This window comes from Paenibacillus sp. H1-7, assembly GCF_022354825.1.
In the GTDB taxonomy this organism is placed as follows: Bacteria; Bacillota; Bacilli; order Paenibacillales; family NBRC-103111; genus Paenibacillus_S.
Window position 1 is genome coordinate 5,299,683 of the sequence record NZ_CP031168.1, and the last position, 24,365, is coordinate 5,324,047.

General features: G+C 52.1%; 13 protein-coding genes. 1 reads left to right on the top strand and 12 read right to left on the bottom strand.

Annotated features, from left to right (window positions below):
* Nucleotides 1-10: 10 nt before the first annotated feature.
* The 3 genes from DVH26_RS23290 to DVH26_RS23300 are packed head-to-tail and all read right to left on the bottom strand — an operon-like array spanning nucleotide 11 to nucleotide 5,267.
* Nucleotides 11-877 (bottom strand): carbohydrate ABC transporter permease, encoded by an 867-nt coding sequence (locus DVH26_RS23290; protein WP_239625939.1) that lies wholly within the window; start codon nucleotides 875-877, stop codon nucleotides 11-13.
* Nucleotides 874-3,144 (bottom strand): DUF5696 domain-containing protein, encoded by a 2,271-nt coding sequence (locus tag DVH26_RS23295; RefSeq protein ID WP_239625941.1) that lies wholly within the window; start codon nucleotides 3,142-3,144, stop codon nucleotides 874-876. The genes DVH26_RS23290 and DVH26_RS23295 overlap by 4 nt, the downstream gene beginning before the upstream one ends.
* Nucleotides 3,141-5,267 (bottom strand): YIP1 family protein, encoded by a 2,127-nt coding sequence (locus tag DVH26_RS23300; RefSeq protein WP_239625944.1) that lies wholly within the window; start codon nucleotides 5,265-5,267, stop codon nucleotides 3,141-3,143. Before DVH26_RS23300 ends, DVH26_RS23295 begins: the two co-directional genes overlap by 4 nt.
* Before the next feature lie 223 nt (nucleotides 5,268-5,490).
* Here DVH26_RS23300 and DVH26_RS23305 point away from each other — a divergent pair, with 223 nt between their 5' ends.
* Nucleotides 5,491-5,742: a hypothetical protein gene (locus DVH26_RS23305; protein WP_239625947.1), complete on the top strand. Its 252-nt coding sequence runs from the start codon at nucleotides 5,491-5,493 to the stop codon at nucleotides 5,740-5,742.
* 143 nt (nucleotides 5,743-5,885) lie between these two features.
* Here the strand turns inward: DVH26_RS23305 and DVH26_RS23310 are convergent, their stop codons facing one another.
* From DVH26_RS23310 to DVH26_RS23350, 9 genes are all read right to left on the bottom strand, one after another.
* Nucleotides 5,886-7,940: a beta-galactosidase gene (locus tag DVH26_RS23310; RefSeq protein ID WP_239625949.1), complete on the bottom strand. Its 2,055-nt coding sequence runs from the start codon at nucleotides 7,938-7,940 to the stop codon at nucleotides 5,886-5,888.
* Entirely contained in the window at nucleotides 7,937-11,107 is a 3,171-nt protein-coding gene (lacZ, locus tag DVH26_RS23315; RefSeq protein ID WP_239625951.1) for a beta-galactosidase, LacZ type, read from the bottom strand. The genes DVH26_RS23310 and lacZ overlap by 4 nt, the downstream gene beginning before the upstream one ends.
* 47 nt (nucleotides 11,108-11,154) lie before the next feature.
* Nucleotides 11,155-13,245, bottom strand: coding sequence for a glycoside hydrolase family protein (locus DVH26_RS23320; RefSeq protein WP_239625954.1), 2,091 nt, complete (start codon nucleotides 13,243-13,245; stop codon nucleotides 11,155-11,157).
* Nucleotides 13,242-16,292: a glycoside hydrolase family 2 protein gene (locus DVH26_RS23325; RefSeq protein ID WP_239625956.1), complete on the bottom strand. Its 3,051-nt coding sequence runs from the start codon at nucleotides 16,290-16,292 to the stop codon at nucleotides 13,242-13,244. The genes DVH26_RS23320 and DVH26_RS23325 overlap by 4 nt, the downstream gene beginning before the upstream one ends.
* 21 nt (nucleotides 16,293-16,313) lie before the next feature.
* Entirely contained in the window at nucleotides 16,314-17,975 is a 1,662-nt protein-coding gene (locus DVH26_RS23330) for a hypothetical protein (RefSeq protein WP_239625958.1), read from the bottom strand.
* Nucleotides 17,965-18,819, bottom strand: coding sequence for a sugar phosphate isomerase/epimerase family protein (locus tag DVH26_RS23335; protein WP_239625961.1), 855 nt, complete (start codon nucleotides 18,817-18,819; stop codon nucleotides 17,965-17,967). The genes DVH26_RS23330 and DVH26_RS23335 overlap by 11 nt, the downstream gene beginning before the upstream one ends.
* Nucleotides 18,816-19,913, bottom strand: coding sequence for a Gfo/Idh/MocA family protein (locus tag DVH26_RS23340; protein WP_239625963.1), 1,098 nt, complete (start codon nucleotides 19,911-19,913; stop codon nucleotides 18,816-18,818). The genes DVH26_RS23335 and DVH26_RS23340 overlap by 4 nt, the downstream gene beginning before the upstream one ends.
* A gap of 1,131 nt (nucleotides 19,914-21,044) precedes the next feature.
* Nucleotides 21,045-21,716, bottom strand: coding sequence for a stalk domain-containing protein (locus tag DVH26_RS23345; RefSeq protein WP_239625966.1), 672 nt, complete (start codon nucleotides 21,714-21,716; stop codon nucleotides 21,045-21,047).
* Nucleotides 21,717-21,972: 256 nt separating this feature from the next.
* The gene (locus DVH26_RS23350; protein ID WP_239625969.1) at nucleotides 21,973-24,330 is read right to left on the bottom strand and encodes a glycoside hydrolase family 95 protein; all 2,358 of its coding nucleotides are present in this window, start codon (nucleotides 24,328-24,330) and stop codon (nucleotides 21,973-21,975) included.
* Between the last annotated feature and the right edge of the window lie 35 nt (nucleotides 24,331-24,365).

Below are 24,365 nucleotides of genomic sequence, written 5' to 3' on the forward strand. Positions count from 1 at the left end.
TCGTTATGCATCAGACGGTATCCCTCTGCGATTTGGTCGCTCTGCTGTAGACAAAAAAGATGATCGCCAGGAAAAAGCTGATGATCAGGAAATAAATCCAGATCAAAGCGCTGTATTGGCCGTACTCGCTGTCTCTGACCCTTTGCAGGATCGGATTGGTCGGAAAGGTGAACAAATCAACAACTGTATAAATCATATTGAGAAAAATGAACGGAGTCATGGCCGGCAGCGTAATTTTCCAAAACGTTTCCCAAGGGCCGGCGCCGTCTATACGGGCCGCTTCATAGGCCGAGTTGGAGATCGTCTGTCTTCCTCCGAGAAAGATCAGGATTTGCACCCCGGAATACCACAAAATCAGCACGAACGAGTCAAGCACACCGATAAGCGGCCCGGACCATGTAGCCGATAAATTCGCTTTTATCAGACCGGATACGTTGTATTTCGACATAAAGCCCAAGTCGCCTTCGCCCTGCGTCAGGAACTCTTTCACGACCTCGCCGGTCGACAAAATGACGGGAAGGAAGAAAATCGCGCGGAATAATGTTCTTCCCGCAAATTTCTGATTCAAGATGATGGCGATCAGCAAGGCGAAGATAACAATGATCGGGATCATGAACAGCGCCTGTCTTAAGAAAGGCAGCAGCTGATTATACAGCATGTCTCCGTTCTCGAACAAAATGTACCGGTAATGAGTCAGGCCGACGTACTGCGTTGTCGTTTTCGTTGCCGTGATCGTCACCTTCTGGAAGCTCATAAATAACGAATATCCTATCGGAAAGGCCATAAAGACCAAGAACCCCAGAAACCATGGAGCTATGAAAATCATGCCTTCCACATATTCGAGCAGAGAGGCGCGCATTCTCACCTTCGTTCTCATTTGCTCTCCCCTTCCCGAACCACGGTGAAGCTTTGTGCAGGAACTGCCGCAGCCCCCGCCTGATACGGCTCCAGACTATAATTGACAATAATCCGTTTGCCGTTAGCGTACGTGGTTTCCTTGACATTAGGCGCCAATGTTTTGTGCCCGGTAATAAACTGGCTTTGCACATCGCCAAGAGCTTCGTTATACCGTCGATACTGCTCCGCAGCCAATGCTTCCCAATCCTCGAAATGGGTGTTGTAATATCGGATACCGTACGCGTTCACGAACTCCTTCGTTTGAGCGCGGCTGAAGATGAAGGACGGAACGGCGCCGTATTCGATGTCCCGCAAGAAGTCGTTAGTGTCCTCCTGGCGGTTGTTGGCGTATTCCGATGAATACGTGATCAGGCCGTGTACCGCAATCTGGGCGAACGGAACCGCTTCATCCGTAAACAAATCGTATGAATGGTCATATACGAGCGTTTGGATATGATTGATTTGCGGCAGCGCGTAAAAGCTTGATTTATTGCCGATCACCCCGCCCAATGCATCCTTGATGCTCTTCAGCACGCGCTCCTGCACATCTCTTGCTTGATCCCGCGGTGATCCGTAAGACGTGTTATAATCGCTCAACAGCCTTTGGCCGACCCGGTTGACGGCAAGTCCGTCGACGCCCATGTCTTTGTATTTGCCCAAACTCTTCAAAATCGTTTCTTCCGCGAATTTGTCGCTGACTACCGGTACACGGGCGTTGTTATACAGCGTGTTCAGCATCACGTTGCGGCCGGCCAGGTTGACTACGGCGTGAAATTTCTCGTCGAAGCCTCCGGCGCCCGTATTGTTAAGCCCATACTCGGTGTCCAGATAAACCGGGAAGCCTTTGCTGTGGGCGTTATCGATGAACGCTTTCATCCCCTTATCGCCGCCGATCCGCTTATCGACAGGCAATGACTCTCCGAAAGCGCTGTAGCCGTCCGGCTGCCATCCCATATACGTAATTGCCATATTGCTTACGCCTTTATCGTACAAGGCATTAACCATTTGGGTAGCGTCATCCGTATTCGTCAAGTTAATATACCGGTCCGTGACGACGCCTTTTTCCCGGTCTCCACCGATGATGTCGACATGAAGCGGAAGATTCTTGCTTTTAGCCTCAGCCGGCTTAACCCCTTTATCGTTCATCAAATAGTCGCGGTATTTCTGTGCCATGCCGACATAATCCGACTTTTCGGTATCCAAAATGTAATAGCGTACACTTCTATCGCTGCCGAACAATTCATCCTTGTTATAATCGATAAAGCCCCATTCGTCGGGCGAGTTGCGGCTTGTAAACTGCAGGAAGCTCGAACGGAAATTCATCGTAGCGGTGATCCAGTTGTAGTTGCTTAATACACCGGACGGTGACGCCACGATATTCGCGTATTCTTCCCCGTCGTGCAGGACGGCCAGGAAGCCTTTGCCGCCCGACTTCATCCCGAAGACCGGCATAATGATCTTATTCCGGTTGTTGCTGAGTCCGGTGAACGTGTTATCGGGACCATATACGCTCTCGTCATAAACCTTGTTTACGTTGAGCTGATTGTCCTTGAATCGTATCAAAGCACCTGCGCCGTCCGGGATCAGCATATACCCGTCCTGCCCGGCCGAATATTCGGCACCGAAGAACGGGAACAACCGGACCCAGACAAGCCCCATGTTCGTCTCCTTGATGCCCTCTCTTATGATTTTCGTCTCGATGAAATCCTTTTCGATCTTTACCTGAACGGGTATGGTGAACCCGGTTTCGGGAAGCTCGAAGGTTACGGAGAACCCTCCCGGAATAGACCGGACCTCCTTCAGCTTTCCGTTCTCCGCAGCAATGTTCGTTTCTTTGGCCTGAAGAATGCTCTTGGAAAAATCCACGTACTGGACCATGATAGGAGAGCTCAAATGCTTCTTCCAGTTCTCCGAAATTTTCTCCTGCGCCCAATGCTCCGGATTCGGAAACGAACGGTATACGTTGTTGTTTCTTTTGTCTTCCACCATGAAATGCCCTGTCGATTCATCCAGCTTTAAACGCAGCAGTTCGGTCTCCGCAATCGCTTTAAAATCGCTTTCATTCGGCAGCCGGGAAGCGGCTCCTTTTTGCGGCGGAGCCGAGTTTTCCTGCGCTGCGTGGGCACTGCGGTCTACGGGCGCCGACCGGAATTCAAATTTCAGATTGGTTGCAAGGATCAGGACGGCGGCCGCCATCAGAACGGTGACAATTGCGGCAGTTTTGTTAAGCTTGCTGAGCGCTGTCATCTCAATATCGCCTCCTGAACCATTTCATAAATTAACGATCCCAGATCGTTCGTCAACCCGGCTGTAATGAAGATAAGTACACCAATGACGATCATCGTGCAAAGGGTAAGGAAAATATTCATTACCGTTTCTCCGACACTGTAGTTGTGCACCCATTGAATTTTCCAGAACATCAATATGCCGATCCATATCAGCATTCCGTTCTCGATAAAGCTGTAAATCGACGATTCGGACAACGTCATGACATTCGAGATAAGAGCCAAAGGGACGCCGATAATTATGTAAGGAACCAGTGCATAGGCGCTTCCGATCAATATATCCCTGAACCGTCCTTCTCCCCGATAGATGGAGCTGACGAGATAGTTTGCAATAATCCATGTAATCCAAACGATGAAAAATTGGGTGAAGATCGAGTACACATCGACCCGAACCGCCATATTAAACGAGAAGCTTGTGAAGAACTCCTTAAACAGCAAGGCGCCGTATACGACAGCCATAATGACTATCGCCGCTAAATAGCTGCCTTTGCCTTCATAGCGAACTGCGGTAAATCCGTCGACGGGATGCTTCAAAACGTATATCGCGTGCTTCAAATTTTGGATGAACGGACTGGAGGATCTCCTTCTGCCGCGCAGCTTCTCACGAAACTTGGCTTTGGCCGTCCATCTATCAGTGAGGATCAACAGGAGTGTACCGAAGAAAACAATGCTTGCTATCAAGGAAAAATGATTCTGGAACCATTTCATCCTGATTTGCCAAAAAGCATCCGAGAAGCCTTCGTGATCCCCCGCTTCCTTGAACAAATGCTTCGCTTCCTCGAAATTCCCCTTCTTGGAGGCGGCTTTGGCCAATCCCAATATCGCCGGCGTAAACTGGGCGTTCATGCGCAGCACATCCTGCCATGGCTTTTCGCTGGCCTCGTAATAGCCTGCAAGCGTTTGCTGATTGGCTTGATTCACCTTCTGGCCGAATTCCGACAGGCGAAATACCTGCACGATATTTTCCTGATCGTCCAGGACGTACAGCTCGTTTCTGGAGTTAACGTCGAGAGCCACGGGACTCTTCAGCAAGCCTACCTGCGACGACCCGACGGCGGATGGACCGCCCCAGAAGTACAGCAGATTGCCTGATGCGTCATAATGGCTTATATATTTAAATTGCTGATCGACTACGATCATATTGCCGATTTGATCGACCGCCACATCAATCAGCTGAGGCGTGTTCACGACGTTGGCCGGTAAAGAAGCCGCATCAAAGGCACGTGTTTCCCCAAAAGCCTTCGATGAGCTTCGAAGCAGGTTTTCGCCCTTAATGTTTAATTTTTTCAATTGATCCGACTTGACCGTACCTCCGGTCACCGTGTAGATATAGCCGTTTTTATCCGTTGCGACGCTGTTGATCGTTTCCGGCTTTTTGGCGATCTCGTTGGCATACATCTCCTTCGTGTACAGCATCCGTTTCAATGAATCCAAGGCGGAGAGAACCGTTTTGTTCGCTCCGAAGAAGCCTTGAAACTTGCCGTTGGCATCCAGCAGCATCAAGCCTTCATAGCCTCCATGCACCGCAATATACAAAAACCCGCGTTCATCCACCATCACCTTGGCCGGATCATAGACGAACGTTTCCGGAATATATCTGGATTCGGGGCGCTTGAATTCTTGCTTCAGCTTGCCGTTCTTATCCAGCTTGATAACCCGCTTGTTGCCCGTGTCTGCAACATAGATGTCCTCCTCCGGAGTGACGAAGACACCCTCAGGCTTGACCATCGGGCTTTCCGGAACGGTGAGATAACGCTGAAGCTGACCCTTTTCATTCATATGAACAATCCGGTTGTTGCCCGTATCGGCAATGTAAATATCATTCTTTGCATCGATAAAAATATCTTTAGGGGTTTGCATCGATGATTTGAGCTTCGCAGACGGGTTGCCCGGATCGGGTACGAACAGATCCTGTCCGATGACGCCGGTCGGATAATAAGCCGGCTGCAGCCAAATCAGATTCCCGTTGCTGTCCTTGGTATACGTCGAATATTTCACAGCTGCCTCCGCTGTCGCAGGCAGCAGCGCAGTGCACAAGATGAGCAAAGACAGAAACAGCTTCCACCTATTGCATCTCACGTTCATGCTTTTAAACCTCCAATTCCGTCTCTTCGTTCATTCTTGGTCTCCCTGCGACCGCGAGGGCAAGATGAGAATATCAATTCCAGCGGTTTAACCGCTGGACCGTAATGCCGGCTTTTTTTAACGTATGGTCTAAAGCTTGCATTGCTTTACCTGTGGTGCACTTGACGGTTCGAACAAGCCATAGGACCGGACATGATAATCCGGCGTGTAATCGCACCCTTCCTTGCAGAACGAGGTCCAGCTTGTCGCTGCCGTATCTCCTGATGTTAGGTGGAACGGGACCGGCTTATTGCACGGACTGTCCATATCCTCGCCCTATGTAAACGGTTTCGATTCCACGACGGGAATGGGTGAAGAATCCGCCCATTCCCTGTTCCTTCATCTGCTTGACTTGACGGGCAAGCTGCTCCGCATCCAGCTCGTCGTTCCACTCCCGGAACGGGATCGATCGATGCTCTCGACTGGCGATCTGTGAAACCGCCGATGACTTTCAGAAGCGCAGGGCCCAGCCGGAGTCGTATCCTTCATCCGCAGTTGGTATTTCACGTTCAACGGAATTTGTCTCCGCTATTAAGGATTTGCCGTGCGCGGCGCAACCGTTACCGTCGTGTTCGTCAATTACCTGGCGCCTACGGGCATTTCCAGTATCATGACCTGCTTCGGCTCCAATTGGATGCTGCCTCTGACAGTCGAACCGCTCAGAAGCTCCTTCCGGTCGTCTTCCCCAACGCTAATGAAGCTGTAACCATCACTGTGATTCATTACAAAAGTAAACTGTACGCCCTCTTTTTCGCGTATCGTAACTTCAACCTCCGGCTCCGTTTCACATAATGGAACGATTCCCCGGCTTTCACACAGCTGCTTCAGCCACTGCCTCATAAACTCGTTGCATGGGTCGGTCGCAGCATACCATGCTTCTCCTTTGCCATAACGATGCCGCGTGAGTGCTGGCGATCCCGCATAATAATCGCCTCCAAACACGGCGATCGTGTCCGCGCCTTCCGGATGAACCACTTCGCATACTAATCCGCACGAATAAGTGCCTTCCAGTGAGCCTAGCGGCTGCTCCATCACAACCGAGTTGCTTTGATCCGGGAACAAAGCGTCGATCTCCTCCACCCAGATCCCTAACAACGGGCGCAGCTCGCATGGATATCCTCCAGGTGTCACCAGATCGGTTTCATTGACAATGCCGCTGAAAAACGTCGTAACTAAGATGCCGCCGCTCTCTACGTACTGCTCCAGCTTACTCGCCAAACCAGGTTTTATCATGTACAGCAAGGGAGCCAGCACCAGATCGTACTGAGTAAAGTCCGAGCCTACATGGATGAAATCAACTTGATAGTGCTGATCGTACAGAGCATCGTAATATTTCTGGACTTGGTCCAAATATTTCAAATGAGTTGACGGTCCCCCGCCAAGCTCGACGGCCCACCAGTTATCCCAATCGAACAAAATAGCGATGCGGCTCTTTATCCGCGAATCGTTCAGCTTGCTTCCGAGCTGACGGAGCTCCTGCCCCAGCTGCGCGCATTCCTTGAAGACGCGGGTATGCTCATGACCTGCATGGTCGATAACCGCTCCGTGAAATTTCTCATAGGCGCCTAGCGAGCGCCGCAGCTGGAAGAACATGACCGAATCCGCTCCGCGGGCTACAGCCTGATAGCTGCGGAGTCGCATGACGCCGGGCCGCTTCTGCGGGTTCACCGGCTTCCAATTAATTACGCCGGGGCTTTGCTCCATCAGCATAAACGGCGCGCCGTCCTTGATCCCGCGCATGAGATCGTACCGCATGGCCATGTAGCTTTCCGGCGTATGGTTTTCCGGATAAATGTCCAGCGCCGCGATATCCAGATGAGGCGCCCATTTAAAATAGTCCAACGGCTTGTAAGTGCCGTTACCTTGAAAATTCGTTGTAACAATCGCATCAGGAATGAACTCTTTTATCGCGTTATATTCGATAAGATAGCACTCGAGCCAGCTGTCTGAATTGAAGCGGAAGAAATCGAGCGTAATGCCCTGAAACGCGGTTTGATCCGCATTCCCGCCCGATAACCCTTCGCTGAGCCCGCTCGGAAGAACGATTTCTTCCCAATCGTAGAACGTATGCCCCCAAAATCGGGTGTACCATGCCTGGTTAAGCTGCTCCAGCGTGCCGTATCGCCGCTTCAGCCAGACCCTGAACGCCTTCTCGCAATGTTCGCAATAGCAGCGGATGCCGATTTCATTGTTCACGTGCCACAGGAGCAGCGCGGGGTGATCCCTGTATCGTTCCGCCAGCTTGCCTGCCATAAGCTTGGCATAATGCCGGAACGTCGGGCTGTTCGGGCAGGAGTTATGTCTCCGCCCGTACTTTCTACGCTTCCCGTCGGCGGTTACCGTCAGGACATCCGGATACTTGCGGGCCATCCAGGCCGGATGAGCCGCCGTACTCGTGCCCAGGCAAACGGAAACTCCGTTGGCATGCAATTTGTCCATCATTTCATCCAGCCATTCGAACCGGTACGTTGCTTCATCCGGTTGATTCAACGACCACGAGAATACATTTAATGTTGCAATATCAATACCGGCTAATTGGAACAGCCGCATATCCTCATCCCATATTTCCTTGGGAAACTGCTCCGGGTTATAATCCCCGCCGTACATCACCTTCGGAAACTTTCGGCTGATCACGGGCTCACCTCCTGTTTCGCATCCGAGTCCTGTCCGTTCCGATCATGACTTCCAGCACAAGATAGCTGCTCCGGCTGATATTTGCTCAGCTTCATCGGTGAACGGTCTCTCGTGGAGAAAGGCTTCAGCCTTATCGAAAACTGCATTGGCTGCGCCTTTAGCAAATAGGTATCCAGCGGTGGCGCTTCCCCGCAGCTGTGATTGCCGATCGGGGCTTGTCGGTAATCCATGTGGACTACGGTTTCATTCAGCCTGATCAGATCGTAGGTATGCTCCGCCTCGCACAAGTTATCCACAGCATAATGACTGGCGCTGACATTTACTGTCGGCATTCCGCCGATGAACAACCCGATCCCCTGTATGCCGGTTATCGCGGCCCATCGCACATCCGCTTTATTGCCGTTCTCCTGCGGCTTGATGTACGGAACGAACTGATCCTGAACGGTACCGCTGTAGATGCCCAGCTTGCCGCTTTCCTTCCGGTCGATGTAGCATTCGTGCGGACCGGGTCCGAACCACGAGAATTGATCGAAGCCTTCCGGCATGATCATTTCCAATCCCAGCCTCGGAAGCGGCGGCAGCCCTTCCCGCGGCACGACTTCAGTGGAGATGACGACATCCCCGCTGCCATATATCTCATAGGTTGTCGATATCATGAAGCAAGTCGGTAATCCTGGAGCACCAAGTATGCTCTTCACCGTGATTTGCACGGCTCTGTCGTTATGCCGACGGAAGGATACTTCCTGTACCCTCTGCTGTAAGCCGTTGTAACCGAACTTCTTCCATTCCTTGGATTGGCGGGAATCGTTATCGATCGTCGCCCTCCATATTTGAACCTTCGGTCCCGAGAGCAGAAGAGGTACGCCATGATATTGGAACGCGGTAAGCTCCCCGCGGTGCTTGTCGAATTCGATTGCGAAATCGTTCCCTGCTATGGACACGGTCGCATTGGTTTCAACAGCCCGCAAAGCGGCCATCAAGGCAACTGGGATCACGGAAACGTCCCGCCGTTCCAGCGGAATCGGAAGATCGGCCCAGGCAACCTCGTGACCTTGACTCGCCCACCGCGTTGCTTCCCGCAGCGTGAAGCTCAAGTGAAGCCAGTATTCTCCTTTGGACGGATCACAATTGGATTGCCAAGGGATAAACAGCGTCGCTTCTTCGCCAGCCGGTATATCGAGCGGAGGCAGCTCACCCTGCTCTACTACGGCTCCGTCACAATAGAGCATCCAGGAGCCGATAAGATGGTCCAGCGATAAAAAGTCGTAACGGTTTTGTACCTTAACCATTCCCGACAGCATATCGACCGGCTCAACCTTCACCGGCTCGATCACTTTTTTCACTTCCAGAATAGAGGCTTTCAGCTTCCGGTCGGGAAACAGCAACCCGTCGATGCAAAAGTTACCGCTGTTCGGATGATCGTTGAAGTCGCCTCCATACGCGTACCAGGATTCGCCTGATTCGTTCTTTTGCAGAAGCCCATGGTCGGTCCATTCCCAGATCAAACCTCCCGCCAATCGGCGGTACTTGTATACGGCATCCCAATATTCCTTTAAATTACCTACCGAATTGCCCATCGCATGAGCGAATTCACACATGAGGTACGGTCTCGGGTCGGACTTCGCCCCTTCTTCGATCACTGCGTCCAGCGACGGATACATGCTGCTGACAATATCAACCACGGGAGCGTCCTTGGCGCGCTCGTAATGGATCGGCCTTGATGGATCGGCCTGCCTTACCCAATCGGCCATAGCGTCATGATTCCGGCCGTAGCCCGACTCGTTTCCAAGCGACCATACGATAATCGAAGGATGATTTTTATCCCTCTCCACCATGCGTACGGCACGATCGAGGAAAGGCTTTTCCCACAACGGATCTTGAGCCAAAAAGCTTTCATTGTCGATAAAGTGGCACCCGTGCGTTTCCAGATCCGCTTCATCTATAACATAGAGGCCGTACCGGTCGCACAAATCAAGCCAGCGAGAATCGTTCGGATAATGGGACAGCCGCACCGTGTTCATATTATGCTGCTTCATCAATCGGATATCTTCGATCATCGATTCCAGAGGGATAGTAAATCCTAGCTCCGGATGGAACTCGTTGCGGTTGACCCCTTTCAGGATGACCGGCTTGCCGTTGACTAACAGTTGCCCGTCATTTATCTTGATATCGCGGAATCCTACGGCAACGGTCCCCGCCTCCGCGATACGGCCCCGCTCATCTACCAGCTCCAAAATGAGCGAATATAAATTCGGCGTCTCCGCCGACCAGCGAAGCGGAGCGTGAACCGGTACGTCCAGCACCAGCACCTGTTCCTCGCCCGCCTGCAGCTTAATCGTACCTGCGATTCCGTCATAAACCGATTTCATAGCTTCGTCCAGTAAAGACAATTTCACTCGATGCGTTCCGGAGAACGCAGTATCGGCGAAATGCTTCACCTTCAGGCATACGCTTAACAGCGCGTCATCCGTCTGTTCCGCAAACTGTGTATGGACGGCGATATCCCGAATATGGACATCGGGGGTCGCTTTGAGATATACGTCGCGGAAGATGCCGCTTAACCGCCATTTATCCTGATCCTCCAAATAGCTGCCGTCGCACCATTGATACACTTGCAGGGCAATCGTATTTTCTCCAGGCTGCAGCAGCGGGGTAATGCGGAATTCCGACGGCAAGTGGGAGCCCTGCCCGTATCCTGCCAATTGCCCGTTGATCCATACATGGAATGCGGAGTCCACTCCTTCGAATACAAGAAACAACTGCCGTTCATCCCACGATGCCGGTATGGTGAAGCTTCTGCGATAGCACCCGACCGGATTGTCGTTCGGTACATAAGGCGGATCGATCGGAAACGGATAATAACAGCTCGAGTATAGTGGACGGCCATACCCGTGCAGCTGCCAGCAGCTTGGAACCGGGAGCGTATTCCACGCTTCTACTGAGTAGGACGGATCGAAGAAACCGTCAGGTACTTGGGAAGGAGCTCCGGTATACATAAACTTCCAGTTTCCGTTAAGCGATTGATAGAAGGGTGATGCCCCCGGCTCGTTGTCAAGAGCTGTCTTCGCATCCGCATAAGGAATGAAATCTGCATGGGGAGGCTCCGTATTTCTTCCGAGAACCTCGATATTTTGCCAATCAGGGATTGTATTATCGTTGACGCTCACTTGATTTCCCCCATTCTCTCTCCGTTCTTACTCGATCATTTCCACGTTCAATCGCCTGTTACGGCATCCTGAAAGCGCAGCGCATTTTGCAGCACTAACGCAATAACCCAGGAAGGATTCCATTTGTTGCTGTGGCCCCGATGATTCCAGTTCGTCTGGAAAAATCCTTCCGCCTGCTCGCCGATAACGGTAAACTTCCATTCGCCGGGCTGTGTGCATATCCCCTGGCCCATAGCGCCGAAGATCATTCGGCCCAGGCGCTCGTATACCGGATTGCCCGCTAGTTGCCCGAAACGGTAAAACTCAAACGTTGGAAAAAATACGTCGAGATGGTGGTTCTGCACACTGACTCCCGGCCACCCGACAGCGTTAAAGCCGGCATTCCGAAATGCCGATCCCTGATCGTAGGCAGGATTCCAGAGGAACACATAAGTAAGGAGCCAATCCGCCGATAGTTCGGCCCATTCCTTATAACGCGTTTGACCGGTAATAGCATACAGCTCATATGCGGCCATAAAGAAATACATACCGGCTTCCTTATCCTCACACTTCGCATCGAGGGTCGAGCGGGCAAACGGCCGTTCGAACGTTGCGGCATGAAATTCGTAATAACGCTGCATCATCATTTCCGCCGCCGACAAATACCGGTTATCCCCGGCTACTTGCGACGCTTTCGCCAATGCGATCAAACAGGGCAAGCCAGCCGCTGTAATCATCTCGTCAGCCGGAGTTCCGTCCATGAGCCATGCTGCCGGCATAATCCCTGACGCAAGACCGCCGGAGGTACAAAACTCTGCCGTCTCGATTAATGCATCCATCCAAGCCGGAGGAATGTCTCGGCTTTGTCCCGCGAACAGCTGTATGATGTCGGCCAAATCGGCGGCCGTCTCCCCATAAGCCCGGCTGGATAAGACGGGCTGGCCGTTCCAGCTAAAATCATCCCATTGCTCCTCCGCAAGCCGATAGGAGCTGTGTCTCACCCCGGGAATCCCGGTACGGCTTTCCTTCACGTAAAAGTCAACCGCCCTGATGCAGCGCTCAATCCGCTCCTCCTGTCCGAGATCGAAGCCCAGCTTGGCGTCGCACCACGCCAGCTTCAAGCATTGCCCCGTCCAGCCGTACATGTAATGGAGCGGATGCTTCGAAACGTTGCCGAACGGGTTGGAATCGGTAAATTTGATGTAGCCTGCCGCACCGCTCTTCCCCGTTCTCCATCTGTCGTCCAGTGCATGGCTCTTGAGCTGGACCATTTCCTCCGTGGTAAGAGGCTTCGCTCCTTCCGGCGCATACAGGTCTAAGCCTTTGTGTACGACTTCGCGGAAGCCGTATCCCGGCCGCTGCAGCGCTCCCCAATCCAGCGCATATTCTTTCGCTAGCGAGAAGCCCGGAGGAAAATCCATGTAGCCTCCGTTGTACGGCTGTATTTTGCTTTTGGCCACATAGACGGTGTCTTTCGTTCCGTTAAACATCAACACGCCGCTCATAGCTGTCATGACGAGCCGATGCTCCTCCTGAACTGCACCCAGCGAGCCGTATTGAACGGCTCCATCGGCTGATTCTACATAGGACGGGACGGAGTAAAGGGAAAAGTAACGCCCCCGTCCCTCCTCTGTCCAGCCCACATTCACGCATGGAATCGGCAGCCGGTGTTCTTCACAAACAAATCCTTTTCCCTCGCCTATTCCAAGTCTCGGAACCAAGCGGCTAGGATCGGAGGAGGGGTTGTTGTTGTAAATCATATGAGGGATCGTAATGATTTCTTCGCCGTTCCTAGGCAGCTCGAACAGAATTCCAACAGCGATGTCATTCAGCTGAGTCCCAGTCCGATTTTCCCAGGCAGCGTACAGCTTCAACAACTGATTCTCGTCGTAAGCAAGCTTCAGCTTGAAGCTTAACGATTCCAACTGTCCCTTAATGAGGACGGAATCGTGATCGGCGGTAATATGCGCCCCCTCCAGCCGCGTGCCTTCGAACCGCCATGGTCTGCCCGCGGAATAACTCAGCATGCTGTGCAAATCTCCCGCAAAATATGGAGTACGGTCGCCCGCAATATGCAATGTCAGCTTGATTTCGCCGTCATCGGCGGCAATTACCGCTTCTTTCCGCTTATCGGAGCTTGCAATGATATACCGTATCATGTCCTGGTCCCTCCTTTATGCAATAACGAGATGAATAAGCGGTCCAGCGTCGGATTATACCCCACTCTTCCGATAAGCGGGAGACAGATGAAGTAGATCCGCCCTTGGCCTACCGTTTTTGCCGCGACCACAGGAAGCTTTCTTTTGCCGTTAGCATCGCCCTGCATTTGATAGGTGAACACAATTGGCTCTATTCCTTCTCCTTGAAGGTAACAGTTCGCAATGCTGTCAATTCGGTCATTCTTCAGGTGATAGAAATAAGAGAAATCGTTGTCCTTCATCCATTGCAGCCGCTCATCTTCGGTCTGGACTGCCAAGGAATACATATCCTTCAGCTTAGCTGTCTTGACCTCGGTCCCTTCGATATCCCATCCCGGGTTATCGGATGAGGAAAGCGGCCGGCCCATGATGAACATCGCCGTCGTCCCGAGCTTTACTTTCTCCAGAATGGATGCCCGGTGACGAACAAACTGTTCCCGTGAAGATACGATGATTGATTCCTCACCTGTTCCGGCTGGATCATACGGCTTCCCGTCAAGCTCCAGCAGCGAGCAGAGCAGCTCCGACTCGGAATCGAGATAAACCATCTTGCCCTGCTGCGTCTGCATCGGTGTCAGCCTCGCAAACGCTTCAAAGGTGAACCTTTCCTCATTAAGCACAGCCCCGTTCTCATCTAATAGGCACGCATCCAGATGCAAGGTTTGCCTGTCTGGGACTTGCGGTACCGAAAAACGGATGGTGCCTGCATAACGGGACGATACCGCCGATATGCGGCTGGAAATTTCATAGCTTCCGTAATCCTTCTTGTCGTCACGCAGCGTAGCTATAACCCGGCAATGGCTCCATTCCTTCGCCGTATCGTTCAACAGCCAGGCCTCCATCTCGAGCGATTCTCCGGCATACGCCTTCCATCGGTCGGAGCGCAAGTGAACCCGTACCGGTTCCAGACACTGCTTATAAGTAAAATAGGCGGGCTTGGGAATCCGATCGGCACCGACAAGCGCTTTCATCCAACCGGCCGGCCATGCGTCGATCAGCAGGTGGATAGCCGTTGATACAACCAGATCCGTTCTTCTGCGCCATGCATCCGTCATCAGCTTCGTCGCCAGGCATTGATGCTCCTGACTCGCCTTGATCCATGTGGAGAGTGTATACTGCTCGGCGTACCAGTCGCCGTGCATCGCATAGGTCTGCGATCCCTTGATCCGGTTCGGCATCCACTGCTCCTCCCCGTCCTCCGGGAGCCATTCCTTCGGGTAACGGTTCGTCATCAGCCCGATGTTATCCAATCCTTCCGTTCCGTACTCGCCGCATCCGGCCTTCCATCCCTCCCGGATCGAGGGTAAAAATCCTTTATGCAGCTTCCCAAGCGGAATGCCATTGTTCGTATACCACATCGTATAGCAATGAAAATCGGGCAGCCCTTCACGCGTCGGCGGGTTGTAATCCCCGTCCGCATTTTTGACCACACGATCGGGATTTTCTACGAATATCGCCTGTCTGGCGGCTACGAAAAAGGCCTCAAGCTCGTTTCTGTGCAAATGCCGGTGTCCTTTGCGCCGTTTTTCCGTCCTTGACGGCTCGTTGATCAAAGAAACCATGATCGATGACGGATGGCTGCGAATCAGCCTCTCCATCTCTGCGGCCTGCCGGACCCCCTCGACAAATTGACTCCGGCGGATAAAACCAAAGGTCGGAAGATCGCATTGATGCATCATGCCGAGCATATCCAGATAGTCGTAGATTTCTTCCTGCACCGGCCGTTGCGTAATACGGTAAAAGTTCATATGCGCCGCCTTGGCGATTAATATATCGTCGATAAGCTGCTCATAGTTATTTTGCATGACACATTGCTGCAGGTGCCCCATCTCGTTGGCGCCGCGCAGAACGATCGGACGATTGTTCAAGTACAGCGTCCCCTTCGGCGTCTCCTGCTCATCCATATGAAACTTTCTCATGCCAAACGTACGGTCCCGGCTGTCGACACAATCCGTTCCTTCTTTAATGACAATTCTTGCTATATATAAAAAAGGGGTATCCGGTTCCCATAGACGGTACGATGGAAAATCCACCTTATAACGAAAGTAGTTCATTCCCGGGCCGGCGTAGGCCACTTGAAACGGAATCGGACCGATTCCTTCTCCGGTAAAATTTTTCGGTATGATTTCAAGCTGCAGCTCGAAATTTTCCATCAGCCGATTCGTCGTATTGTATGCATCAATCCATACTTCCACATTATTTTCATCAATATTGGGTCGAACAAATACATCGTGAACGAACAGCTCGGGACGCTGCTCCAAGTACACCGCATTGTAAATTCCGGCGCCCGGAGGGCAGTGGTTCCAGCCGCTGTACGGATCGTCCCAGCCCGGCCCCGTTGCCGCATACATTTTGTCGCCGTCGAGCTTCGTGCCTCCTACCCCCATCATCGGATAATCGTTATGCACCTCAACGACGAGTGTGTTTCGTTCCTGCAGCACATCGGTAACATCAAACTCGAACGGGGCAAAAAAACCTTCATGGCTACCGATGCACTTGCGATTGAGATATACCGTCGCTTTGTAATCGACCCCTTTGAACACAAGATAGACCCGCTTCCCTGCCTGAGCTTGGTCGTAAGTAAATTCGCTGCGGTAAAATCCCGTCCATTTGCCGTTCTCGCCGCTTGGTCCGCGAAAATCGGGCACGGAAACCTGATCCCACTCTCCCAGTCCTTCCAGCACACGAGAAAAATTGGCGTCTTCTGCCTTTTGATAACGGAACTGAAATTCGGTGAACTGCTGCCGGTGGCGGACCAGGTCGGGGGCAGAAGCCAGATTTCTCATAAAGGGCCGGTATTTCATGCGCAATAGCTTCAATTCATGCTGAAACACAGTAACGAGCGTCTCATAAGAGGCTGCGGATACTTCCCTGGCTGCTTGCGATCCTGGAGCAAAATAAGTTTTCTCGTAGGCAATAGGAGGAATTTCACGCACTTCGTCTTTATTTCCCGGATGCTCGCGAAACGCGATTTCGGCATACGGATCCAGATGCTTGGTCTGCTCCATATGAATTCCCTCCTTATCCGATCATCGATGTAAGCTATGTATTTCAAAATCCAGCGCAAATCCGCCGCTGCCGTTCGGCGTCATGCGGATTTCCGTCGTTCCGAACCGCTGCATCCAGCAGTTCTCTTCGCCCAAGTACGGCTCGACTTCTTCTTTGACCCGCGAGTCTAAAAAATCGCCGGTGACGATCCACCGGCCGAAGCCCATCGGTCCGCTCTTCTTCCAATCTGCCGGACCATCATCAGGTATCAGCCACTCGCCAATGACAACGACTCCCCCATTCTCCGCTCTCTTGGTAACGGCCTTTAACGTCTCTGCCGAGAGGCTGGAGCCTCCAACCAATGTGAGCTTGGGCTTTCCAAGCTGTTCCGCTGTAACATGATGGTCATAAGCAACCACATTATGAACCGGGTAAAAGAGAGGATGCACCGGCTGTCGTTCGCCGCCTGTGTAGCCGCCCTCTAATGGAAAGCGGTCCAGCGGCACATTGCGCTTCAATTCGTGTCTCGGAAAGCTGTAGCCAGGGATATGCATGCAGCTTCCGTGGGCGGGTATGGCGCCCCGGCTGAGCAGATGCCAAATGGCAAACACGCTTTCGCTTAAGGTAACGTCCGCCGTGTCCATCGTCCGGTTGCCGAACAGCCACTTGTTTTGCCCGTAATTACTGTCATCGGAATGAATGACCACGATATCGGCTTCCGCTTGCGAGTGGTGCCAGTGAAGCGGATGCTCTGGAATGAACCGGCGCACAAACTCCTGCCAAACGTCGCCGAACTCGGTTGTCACGAATCCGCCTGACGTATGCTTCATCAGCACGTCGACATTTTCCACAAACAGATGGGATGGCCCCATCAAATAGCCCATTCTCAAGGCGGAGGCAAACTCCTCAGGCGAATGACCCGGAAATCCGGGAAACCTCGTAAACCATGCACCCGTATCCGGTCCCCAAAGATCGGCGCAGATCCACATCGATCTGCCATACTGCTTTGCCGCTCCCAAAGCCGTTGACAGCTGCAGCGATTGGAACGATTCCTTCATAATTTTAGGGCAAATATCCATCCCTGCCCGTGCATATGTATGGTAGCTCGTCGGAAACACGTGCTCGGATAATAACGGCATCGAATTCCGGGCATATCCTGATCGCTCCAGCAGGTTTTGTACATGCCGTACTCTCTCCTCCACTGACCGCTCTACCGCCTCACGCGATTGCTGCAAATCGAGGCCGTCCGTGCTTCCCCAATGCGGAAACCATCCATCCTTACGGTACTGCCCCGCATTAATCTGTAAGTGCTCCGGCTCGTCGTACAGCAGGCCGATACAGCGGCCCGATCGCGCAGCCTCCAGCATATCCTCGTCGGAAACATCGTACCGGTTGGTTCCCTCCACCCAAGGACCATTAATGTTGCCGTATTCATTACCTAAGCAAATGTCCATATCCGCTTCGGCAATATCCGTAATTAGCTCCGAATAGCCCTGCCCGCCGGGAAGCATATGGTGCACATAAAAGTCCGCTTCCAATCCGCGCAGCATGCTCAGAAAAGCCTTCGGCGCGGGCTTGCTGTCCTGGGACGGAACTATGCTGCCGGTTCCCGTCCGCATAATACGATCCGATGCGTCCCCGTCCCACGGATCCTGCCAAGCTACGACGGGGCCTTGAATGCCTAACTTCGGTTTATGTATCATACTCTATCCCCTCGAACGACTGCCGGATGAGGCACAAGCATTCCGCCACTTCCTCCGGCTTCGCATGCTCCAGTATTAAAGGAACGTCGGGAAGCCGATCTCGGAGCAGCCTTGCGTATACGCCCCATTCCGACTGTCCGGCTCCTACCCGAGGCGTTGTAAATCCTTCCTCGCTGTAGAGCGTATCTTTGGCATGCGCTATAGGGCTATACTTGCCGATATGGTCAAAAATGGCCGTGAACGCTTCTTTTTGCCGGCCCAGTTCGTCCTGCTTCAAATAATTGAACGGATCCATAATCAGCCCGAGACCGTCAGTGCCGAGCCGTTCCATAAGAGCCTCTGCCTGCTCAGGTGCTGCCAGAACATTCAGCGCGAATCCTTCGACCAATAACACCGCATTGTTCTCAACAGCCCGGCTCCGCAAGCGGTCAACGATGTCCACCAGCTGCTCCCACGCTTCTTGGGAACGGTTTCCTTCGTAATCGCGCCATGCGTTCGTCGGATGCAGGCTTCCCGTTTCCGTCGCAATATACCGGGTACCGTATGCTGCACATAGGTCTATCATTGTTTCCAGCTGTGCCAGCTTCTCTTCCCGCTTGGAGAGATTCGGGTTGAGCAAGTTCGTGTAGCCCGACAATCCCACGACCGAAATCCCGTAATTTTCAAAGATGGTTCGTATTTTTTCCGCGCGGACCAGGGAGAACGGCTCATCGTCCATGATATGCAGCTTCTGCTTCGGGTCTACCTGTACATACATCAATCCGTGCTTGCTTGCCTCCTCGGCCATAGCCTCTGCGGACCATCCCATATAGACGTAACTCATGAAACCCAGCTGATTCATCATACGCTACCGCTTCCTTTCAGCACGTCCGTCCGTTCCACCACACAGCCTTCCTGGCTGGAGATAACCATAGCCGAGGTCATGGCGATCGTCTGTAAATTATCCTCCGTAGTCACCGGCGGACGCTGGCCTTGCTCCAATGCCGTTATGAAAGCAAGCATCGATCCGGCGAACGCGTCGGGAAACCAGGTTCCTTTCAGCTTGATTTCATGCACCACGTTCTTATGCTTGTTCAGCGCCATGTAGAGCGTATCCTGAGTGCACCACAAGCTTCCTTCCGTACCGTCCACCCACCAAGTATTGCTGTGAGAACGGTTGGCTTTGGCTATGTTGTTAAAATGCAGCGTGGCCATAAGAGGATTTCTTCCGCCTTTCGGTCCGAACTCGACGTTCGCGGAGTAGATCAGCGGATCGATTGCATTTTGCTGCTTCAGCTGCGCAGTCGTGCAATGCACGCGTGACCACTCTTCCGCCGGATAAGGGTTGAAGTAACGGCACAAGTCGACGTAGTGCACTCCGTGATCGACGATATTGAAATTGTTCATCTTCGTCCACCACCAGCCGGCTTGATCCTGATATGAGCGCATATGGTGATGAATGCTGTAAATTTCGCCGATGAGATCCTGCTCGATCACCGTCTTCAACGCTTTATGCGCCGGAGCCCAGCGCGCCTGCTGATTGACGCCGAGGACGATGCCGAGACGGTCCGACTCCTCCTTCAGCCGCTTCGCATGCTCCATATCGAGCGCCAGCGGCTTTTGGCATAATACGGGGCGAGGCGCCCTGCCGATTTGCCTCAGAACGTCCAATCTAGGCTCTGGATGAAGCGCCAGATCTATGACTGCCACGTCCTCCATTTCCAGGAGCTCGTTTACATTGGTCGTCCAGCGCGGGATATCGAATTTTTGCGCCGTTGCGCGCGCCGCTTCCTCGCTGACGTCGCAGCAGGCGGCAATATGCAAGCCGTATTTGCGGTATGCGGGCAGATGAGCCGTATTGGCGATGTTCCCGCAGCCGATCAGGCCAATTCCGTATTTCTTAAGATCCGCTATATGCGATTTTCTCGGCAAATAATCATCCGGTCTAATAAATTCCATAGGTTTCACCTCTCGAATTTAACTTTACACCAGTTCAAAAAAACATATATAGGTTGTTCCTGCTTACTTTTGGGGCGAATCGGAGCAAGCAGGCTGAAATAGAGATGGCTGGGGCAGGTTAGGATGCGGGTTGGTGAACAGACATTGTGCGTTTTTCTGTTACTGGAGCATTACCAGGTGTGGTGATGATGCCTGACTCCCTAGTGGGAGAGTGCTTGAGTGACATATGCGAAACGCTGTGGGTTCGAGCATGTCGCGTGCATGAGAGCGATGGCGCGATTGAGACGGTTTTTGGAGCGAGGTTGGCGGATGATTCTTGTGTTGGAACGAGTTGTGCAGATACTGCTCGTGTTGGTGTGATGTTTGCGGACGCTGCTCGAGTTGATGTGATGTGTGCGCACGCTGCTCGTGTTGGTGTGATGTGTGCCCACGCTGCTCGGGTTGGTGTGATGTGTGCCCACGCTGTTCGTGTTGGCGTGATGTGTGCAGACGCTGCTCGGGTTGGTGTGATGTGTGCCCACGCTGCTCGTGTTGGTGTGACGTGTGCGCACGCTGCTCGGGTTGGTGTGATGTGTGCCTACGCTGTTCGTGTTTATATAGTGTGTGCACATTGCTCGTGTTGATGTGACGTGTACCCACGCTGCTCGTGTTGGCGTGATGTGTGCGCACGCTGCTCGTGTTGGTGTGATGTGTTCGGATGCTGCTCATGTTTGTGTGATGCCCACGCTGCTCGGGTTGGTGTGATATGTGCGGACGCTGCTCGTTTTGGTGTGACGTGTGCAAATGCTTTGCATGTTAAAGCGAAGTGTACAGATACGTTGCATATTTGGGAGATTGATAATAGGGTGACAGCTTCATGACGTCCCTCAGATCGATCGGACACTGGTTCCGTTATTACGCCAAAAATGCCGCAAAATAAAGGGGATGTGGACCGTAGATCCGTTATTTGCCTAAAATCCGGTCAATTTGGAGCAAAAAATGGCCAATAACGGATTCCATGTCCGATAACCTCGTAGAAACATCATTTTTCGCGAAATAACGGATCTCCTGTCCGATCCATCGGAAAAGGTCCTTTTCAGGCTGTAGCTTTTCAGCGTTCAAACTGTTTCAGAAATTCATATACAGTGGCGCTCATATTACTTCTATATAGAAATAATACGAAGTGTCGCCAGCCGACCATATCGATTTGATCCATATCAAATATTTACCTGCTTCTTTGGGTACAGTTAGTCTTTGGTCAACAAGAGTCAGTGGTACTGTTTGATAGCTTGTTTCTTCCTCTATGAGTATAGAGGCATTCAATATGTCGGGTTTCATCTCCTGAGGATAACTTATTATGATGTTGGATTCTGGTTTTACCCGAGTAGGATCAACATCAAAATATTCCAAAAAACTGGATATTCTGCTAGTATCAATACAACTTAACCAGCATGCGCTGCCCTGAATTAAAGGAATTTCTTGCATCCATTTCAATCCTGTCTCAGATTGGTTATCGTAATAAACAAAGGGGACAGGTGCCTTTGTATAATCATCAAACTTCACGTTAGACTGCTTAATATGTATTTCCTTCGACCGACCATCATATTCAATATCCGCTGCCATGTTCTCCGCGACAAATCGAATAGGTACATACACGTGACCGTTATAATTGATGGTTGAATATTCACTGTCGTGCGGTACGGGGATGTGATTAAAAATAAATTTTGCAGAAAAAAGATAATCTTGAAATGTGCTTGACGCATACGCTGCGGTACAAAAGGAAAGCGCTAATCCAACTAATAATCCTGAAACAAATTTTTTCACAGTTCACACCACCTATCCCATTTATAAAATTAAACGCCTTATCACTTCCATTTGTTTCAATATTATGGTATAAATGCCCTCCCTATATGTCTTCAATCGCCAGACTATCCACCGGGTCCACATATCCGCTTCTTTTCCGTACACACTCCCCAACATCTTCCTTTCATCGAATTTGATCCTTTCAACCTCCCACCCATCCAGAACAACAACAAAAACAGGCCATCCCAATGAGACGGCCTGTTCACGAAGCTTACTTTTACAACGATACTTGCGTAGTCTCCGCCAGATGAGCGTGATTCCGCATAGTGAGGACATAGGAGGTTCCTTCTACGGCGTCGAATTCCGTTAGGTGCTCCGATACGCGGGTAGAAACCGGCTTACCGGCTGTTTCCACCAGGTAGGAAGCTTCAGGACGAGTGCTCACTACACGGCAGAGATTGTTCTTGGTTGCTTTAATCACACAGTGGGTCAACTCCCCGTTTTCCCATTCCATATCGATTTCAAAACCGCCCCTGGCACGAAATCCGGATACTTTTCCGTTGCTCCATGCTTTTGGCAGCGCCGGCAGCAAAGCAATTTCCCCGCGATGGGACTGCAGCAGCATCTCGGCAATACCTGCCGTGCCGCCGAAATTGCCGTCGATTTGAAACGGCGGATGGTTGTCGAACAAGTTCGGCAGCGTGGAGATGGCGAGCAGCAGACGGAGGTGCTCGTAGGACTCCTCTGCATCCAGAAGGCGCGCATAGAAATTGATGATCCAAGCCCGGCTCCAGCCAGTATGCCCTCCACCGTGCTCCAGCCGGCGTTCCAGAGTCCGTCTGGCCGCCTGCGCCCACTCCGGAGTATGGCGGGCATGAATGATCTCGCCCGGATGCAGCGCAAACAAGTGGGAAATGTGGCGGTGGCCGGGATGCACCTCATCCCAATCCTCCACCCATTCCATCAGCTGGCCGTGCTTGCCGATTTGCGGCTTGGGCAGCTTGCGCAATGCAGCTTGCCATTGGGATCGGATGGCTTCATCCATTTGAAGCTCGGACGATGCATCTACACAAGCCTGCAGCAGCGTATACACGATTTGCGAGTCCATCGAAGGCCCTATGCACAGGCATCCCACACTTCCGTCGGAGCCGATATATTTGTTCTCGGGCGAGGTGGAAGGCCCTGTGACGAGACGTCCTTGCTTATCCTCAAACATATAATCGAGGAAGAAATCGGCCGCCTCTCTCATCACTGGATAGGCTCTTTCGCGCAGAAACTTCGGGTCCATACTGTACCGGTAATGCTCCCACAGATGCAGCGATAACCAGGCTGCGCCCATCGGCCAAATCGATCCGGGCATAAAGTTGCCTTCAATATGCGTGGCTCCCCACATGTCCGTATTGTGATGCGCCACAAATCCTTTGCAGCCGTACACCTTTTGCGCCGTAATTCTTCCATTCGGACGCATGCGGTCGATCAGATCGAACAACGGCTCGTGGCATTCCGCCAGATTGCATACTTCGGCAGGCCAATAGTTCATTTCGGTATTGATATTGATCGTATATTTGCTTTCCCATGGGGGCGTGAAGCTTTCGTTCCATATCCCCTGCAAATTGGCGGGATTCGAACCGGGACGGGAGCTCGCCATCAACAAATACCGTCCGAATTGGAAGTACAGCGAAACTAATGCAGGATCGTCCCCGCCGTCTTTGAACCGCTGAAGCCGCACATCTGTAGGAAGCAAGACGGTTTCACTCCGGCTTTCCGGCATCCCCAGCTCGAGATGAACTCTTTGCATTTTCGCAACATGATCTGCCAAATGATCCTGCTTCACCTGCTCATAGCCTTTGCCTGCCGCATGCTCCAGCTGTTGGATGCATTCGCCGAGCGGATCTTCACAGCGGAACGTCGTTGCTGCAGCCAAATAGATTGTCACGGATTTGGCATTGCGGACCGACAAGAAATCGCCGATGATACTGACGGAGCCTCCATCGGCAACGGCCTTCACCGCTGTACACAAAGTAACGCCATCACGGCCGCACTCCCCGCGCATTACCAACGTATCCTTGCCGAACCGGTGCGAGCCTTCGTCGAACGGCCTGCGGCTTAAGTTCATCCGCAAATTCAGCACGGCCGGACGATCGCACGAAACCCTTACAACCAGCACCTGATCGATTGCGCTGCTGAACATTTCCCTGACATGACGTACATCATTTAAGCTGTAACGTACCTGCGCCACACCCTGCTCGATATCCAGCCCTCTGTAGTAATTGGAGATCATTTTCTTCTCGCCGTCATGGTACAGATGCAGTTCACCAAGAGGCTGATAAGGATGAAGCGATTTCGGAATGGACATCATCCCCATTTGGGCAATTTCTTCCGCTTCCACATGATTTCCATGCATCAAAAGCCGGCGCACTTCCGGCAAATACTTTCGTCCGTCGGGGTTGTTGCCGTTAACCGGCCCTCCATACCACACGGAATCCTCGTTCAGCTGCAGCCGTTCCTGATTCACTTTGCCGAATATCATCGCGCCCAGCCGTCCGTTGCCGATAGGCAGCGCTTCCGTCCAGGCTCTTGCCGGTTTTTCATACCATAACTTCGTATCTCTTGGTACTTCGCGCTTTTGTCCCATGAAATCTCTCCTTAAACGGTTTTCGTGGCATAAGG

Bases quoted from the DNA above. Each gene is read 5' to 3' on its own strand.
- DVH26_RS23290 (WP_239625939.1), bottom strand. From the start codon at position 877: ATGAGAACGAAGGTGAGAATGCGCGCCTCTCTGCTCGAATATGTGGAA.
- DVH26_RS23295 (WP_239625941.1), bottom strand. From the start codon at position 3,144: ATGACAGCGCTCAGCAAGCTTAACAAAACTGCCGCAATTGTCACCGTT.
- DVH26_RS23300 (WP_239625944.1), bottom strand. From the start codon at position 5,267: ATGAACGTGAGATGCAATAGGTGGAAGCTGTTTCTGTCTTTGCTCATC.
- DVH26_RS23320 (WP_239625954.1), bottom strand. From the start codon at position 13,245: ATGATACGGTATATCATTGCAAGCTCCGATAAGCGGAAAGAAGCGGTA.
- DVH26_RS23325 (WP_239625956.1), bottom strand. From the start codon at position 16,292: ATGGAGCAGACCAAGCATCTGGATCCGTATGCCGAAATCGCGTTTCGC.
- DVH26_RS23330 (WP_239625958.1), bottom strand. From the start codon at position 17,975: ATGATACATAAACCGAAGTTAGGCATTCAAGGCCCCGTCGTAGCTTGG.
- DVH26_RS23335 (WP_239625961.1), bottom strand. From the start codon at position 18,819: ATGATGAATCAGCTGGGTTTCATGAGTTACGTCTATATGGGATGGTCC.
- DVH26_RS23340 (WP_239625963.1), bottom strand. From the start codon at position 19,913: ATGGAATTTATTAGACCGGATGATTATTTGCCGAGAAAATCGCATATA.
- DVH26_RS23350 (WP_239625969.1), bottom strand. From the start codon at position 24,330: ATGGGACAAAAGCGCGAAGTACCAAGAGATACGAAGTTATGGTATGAA.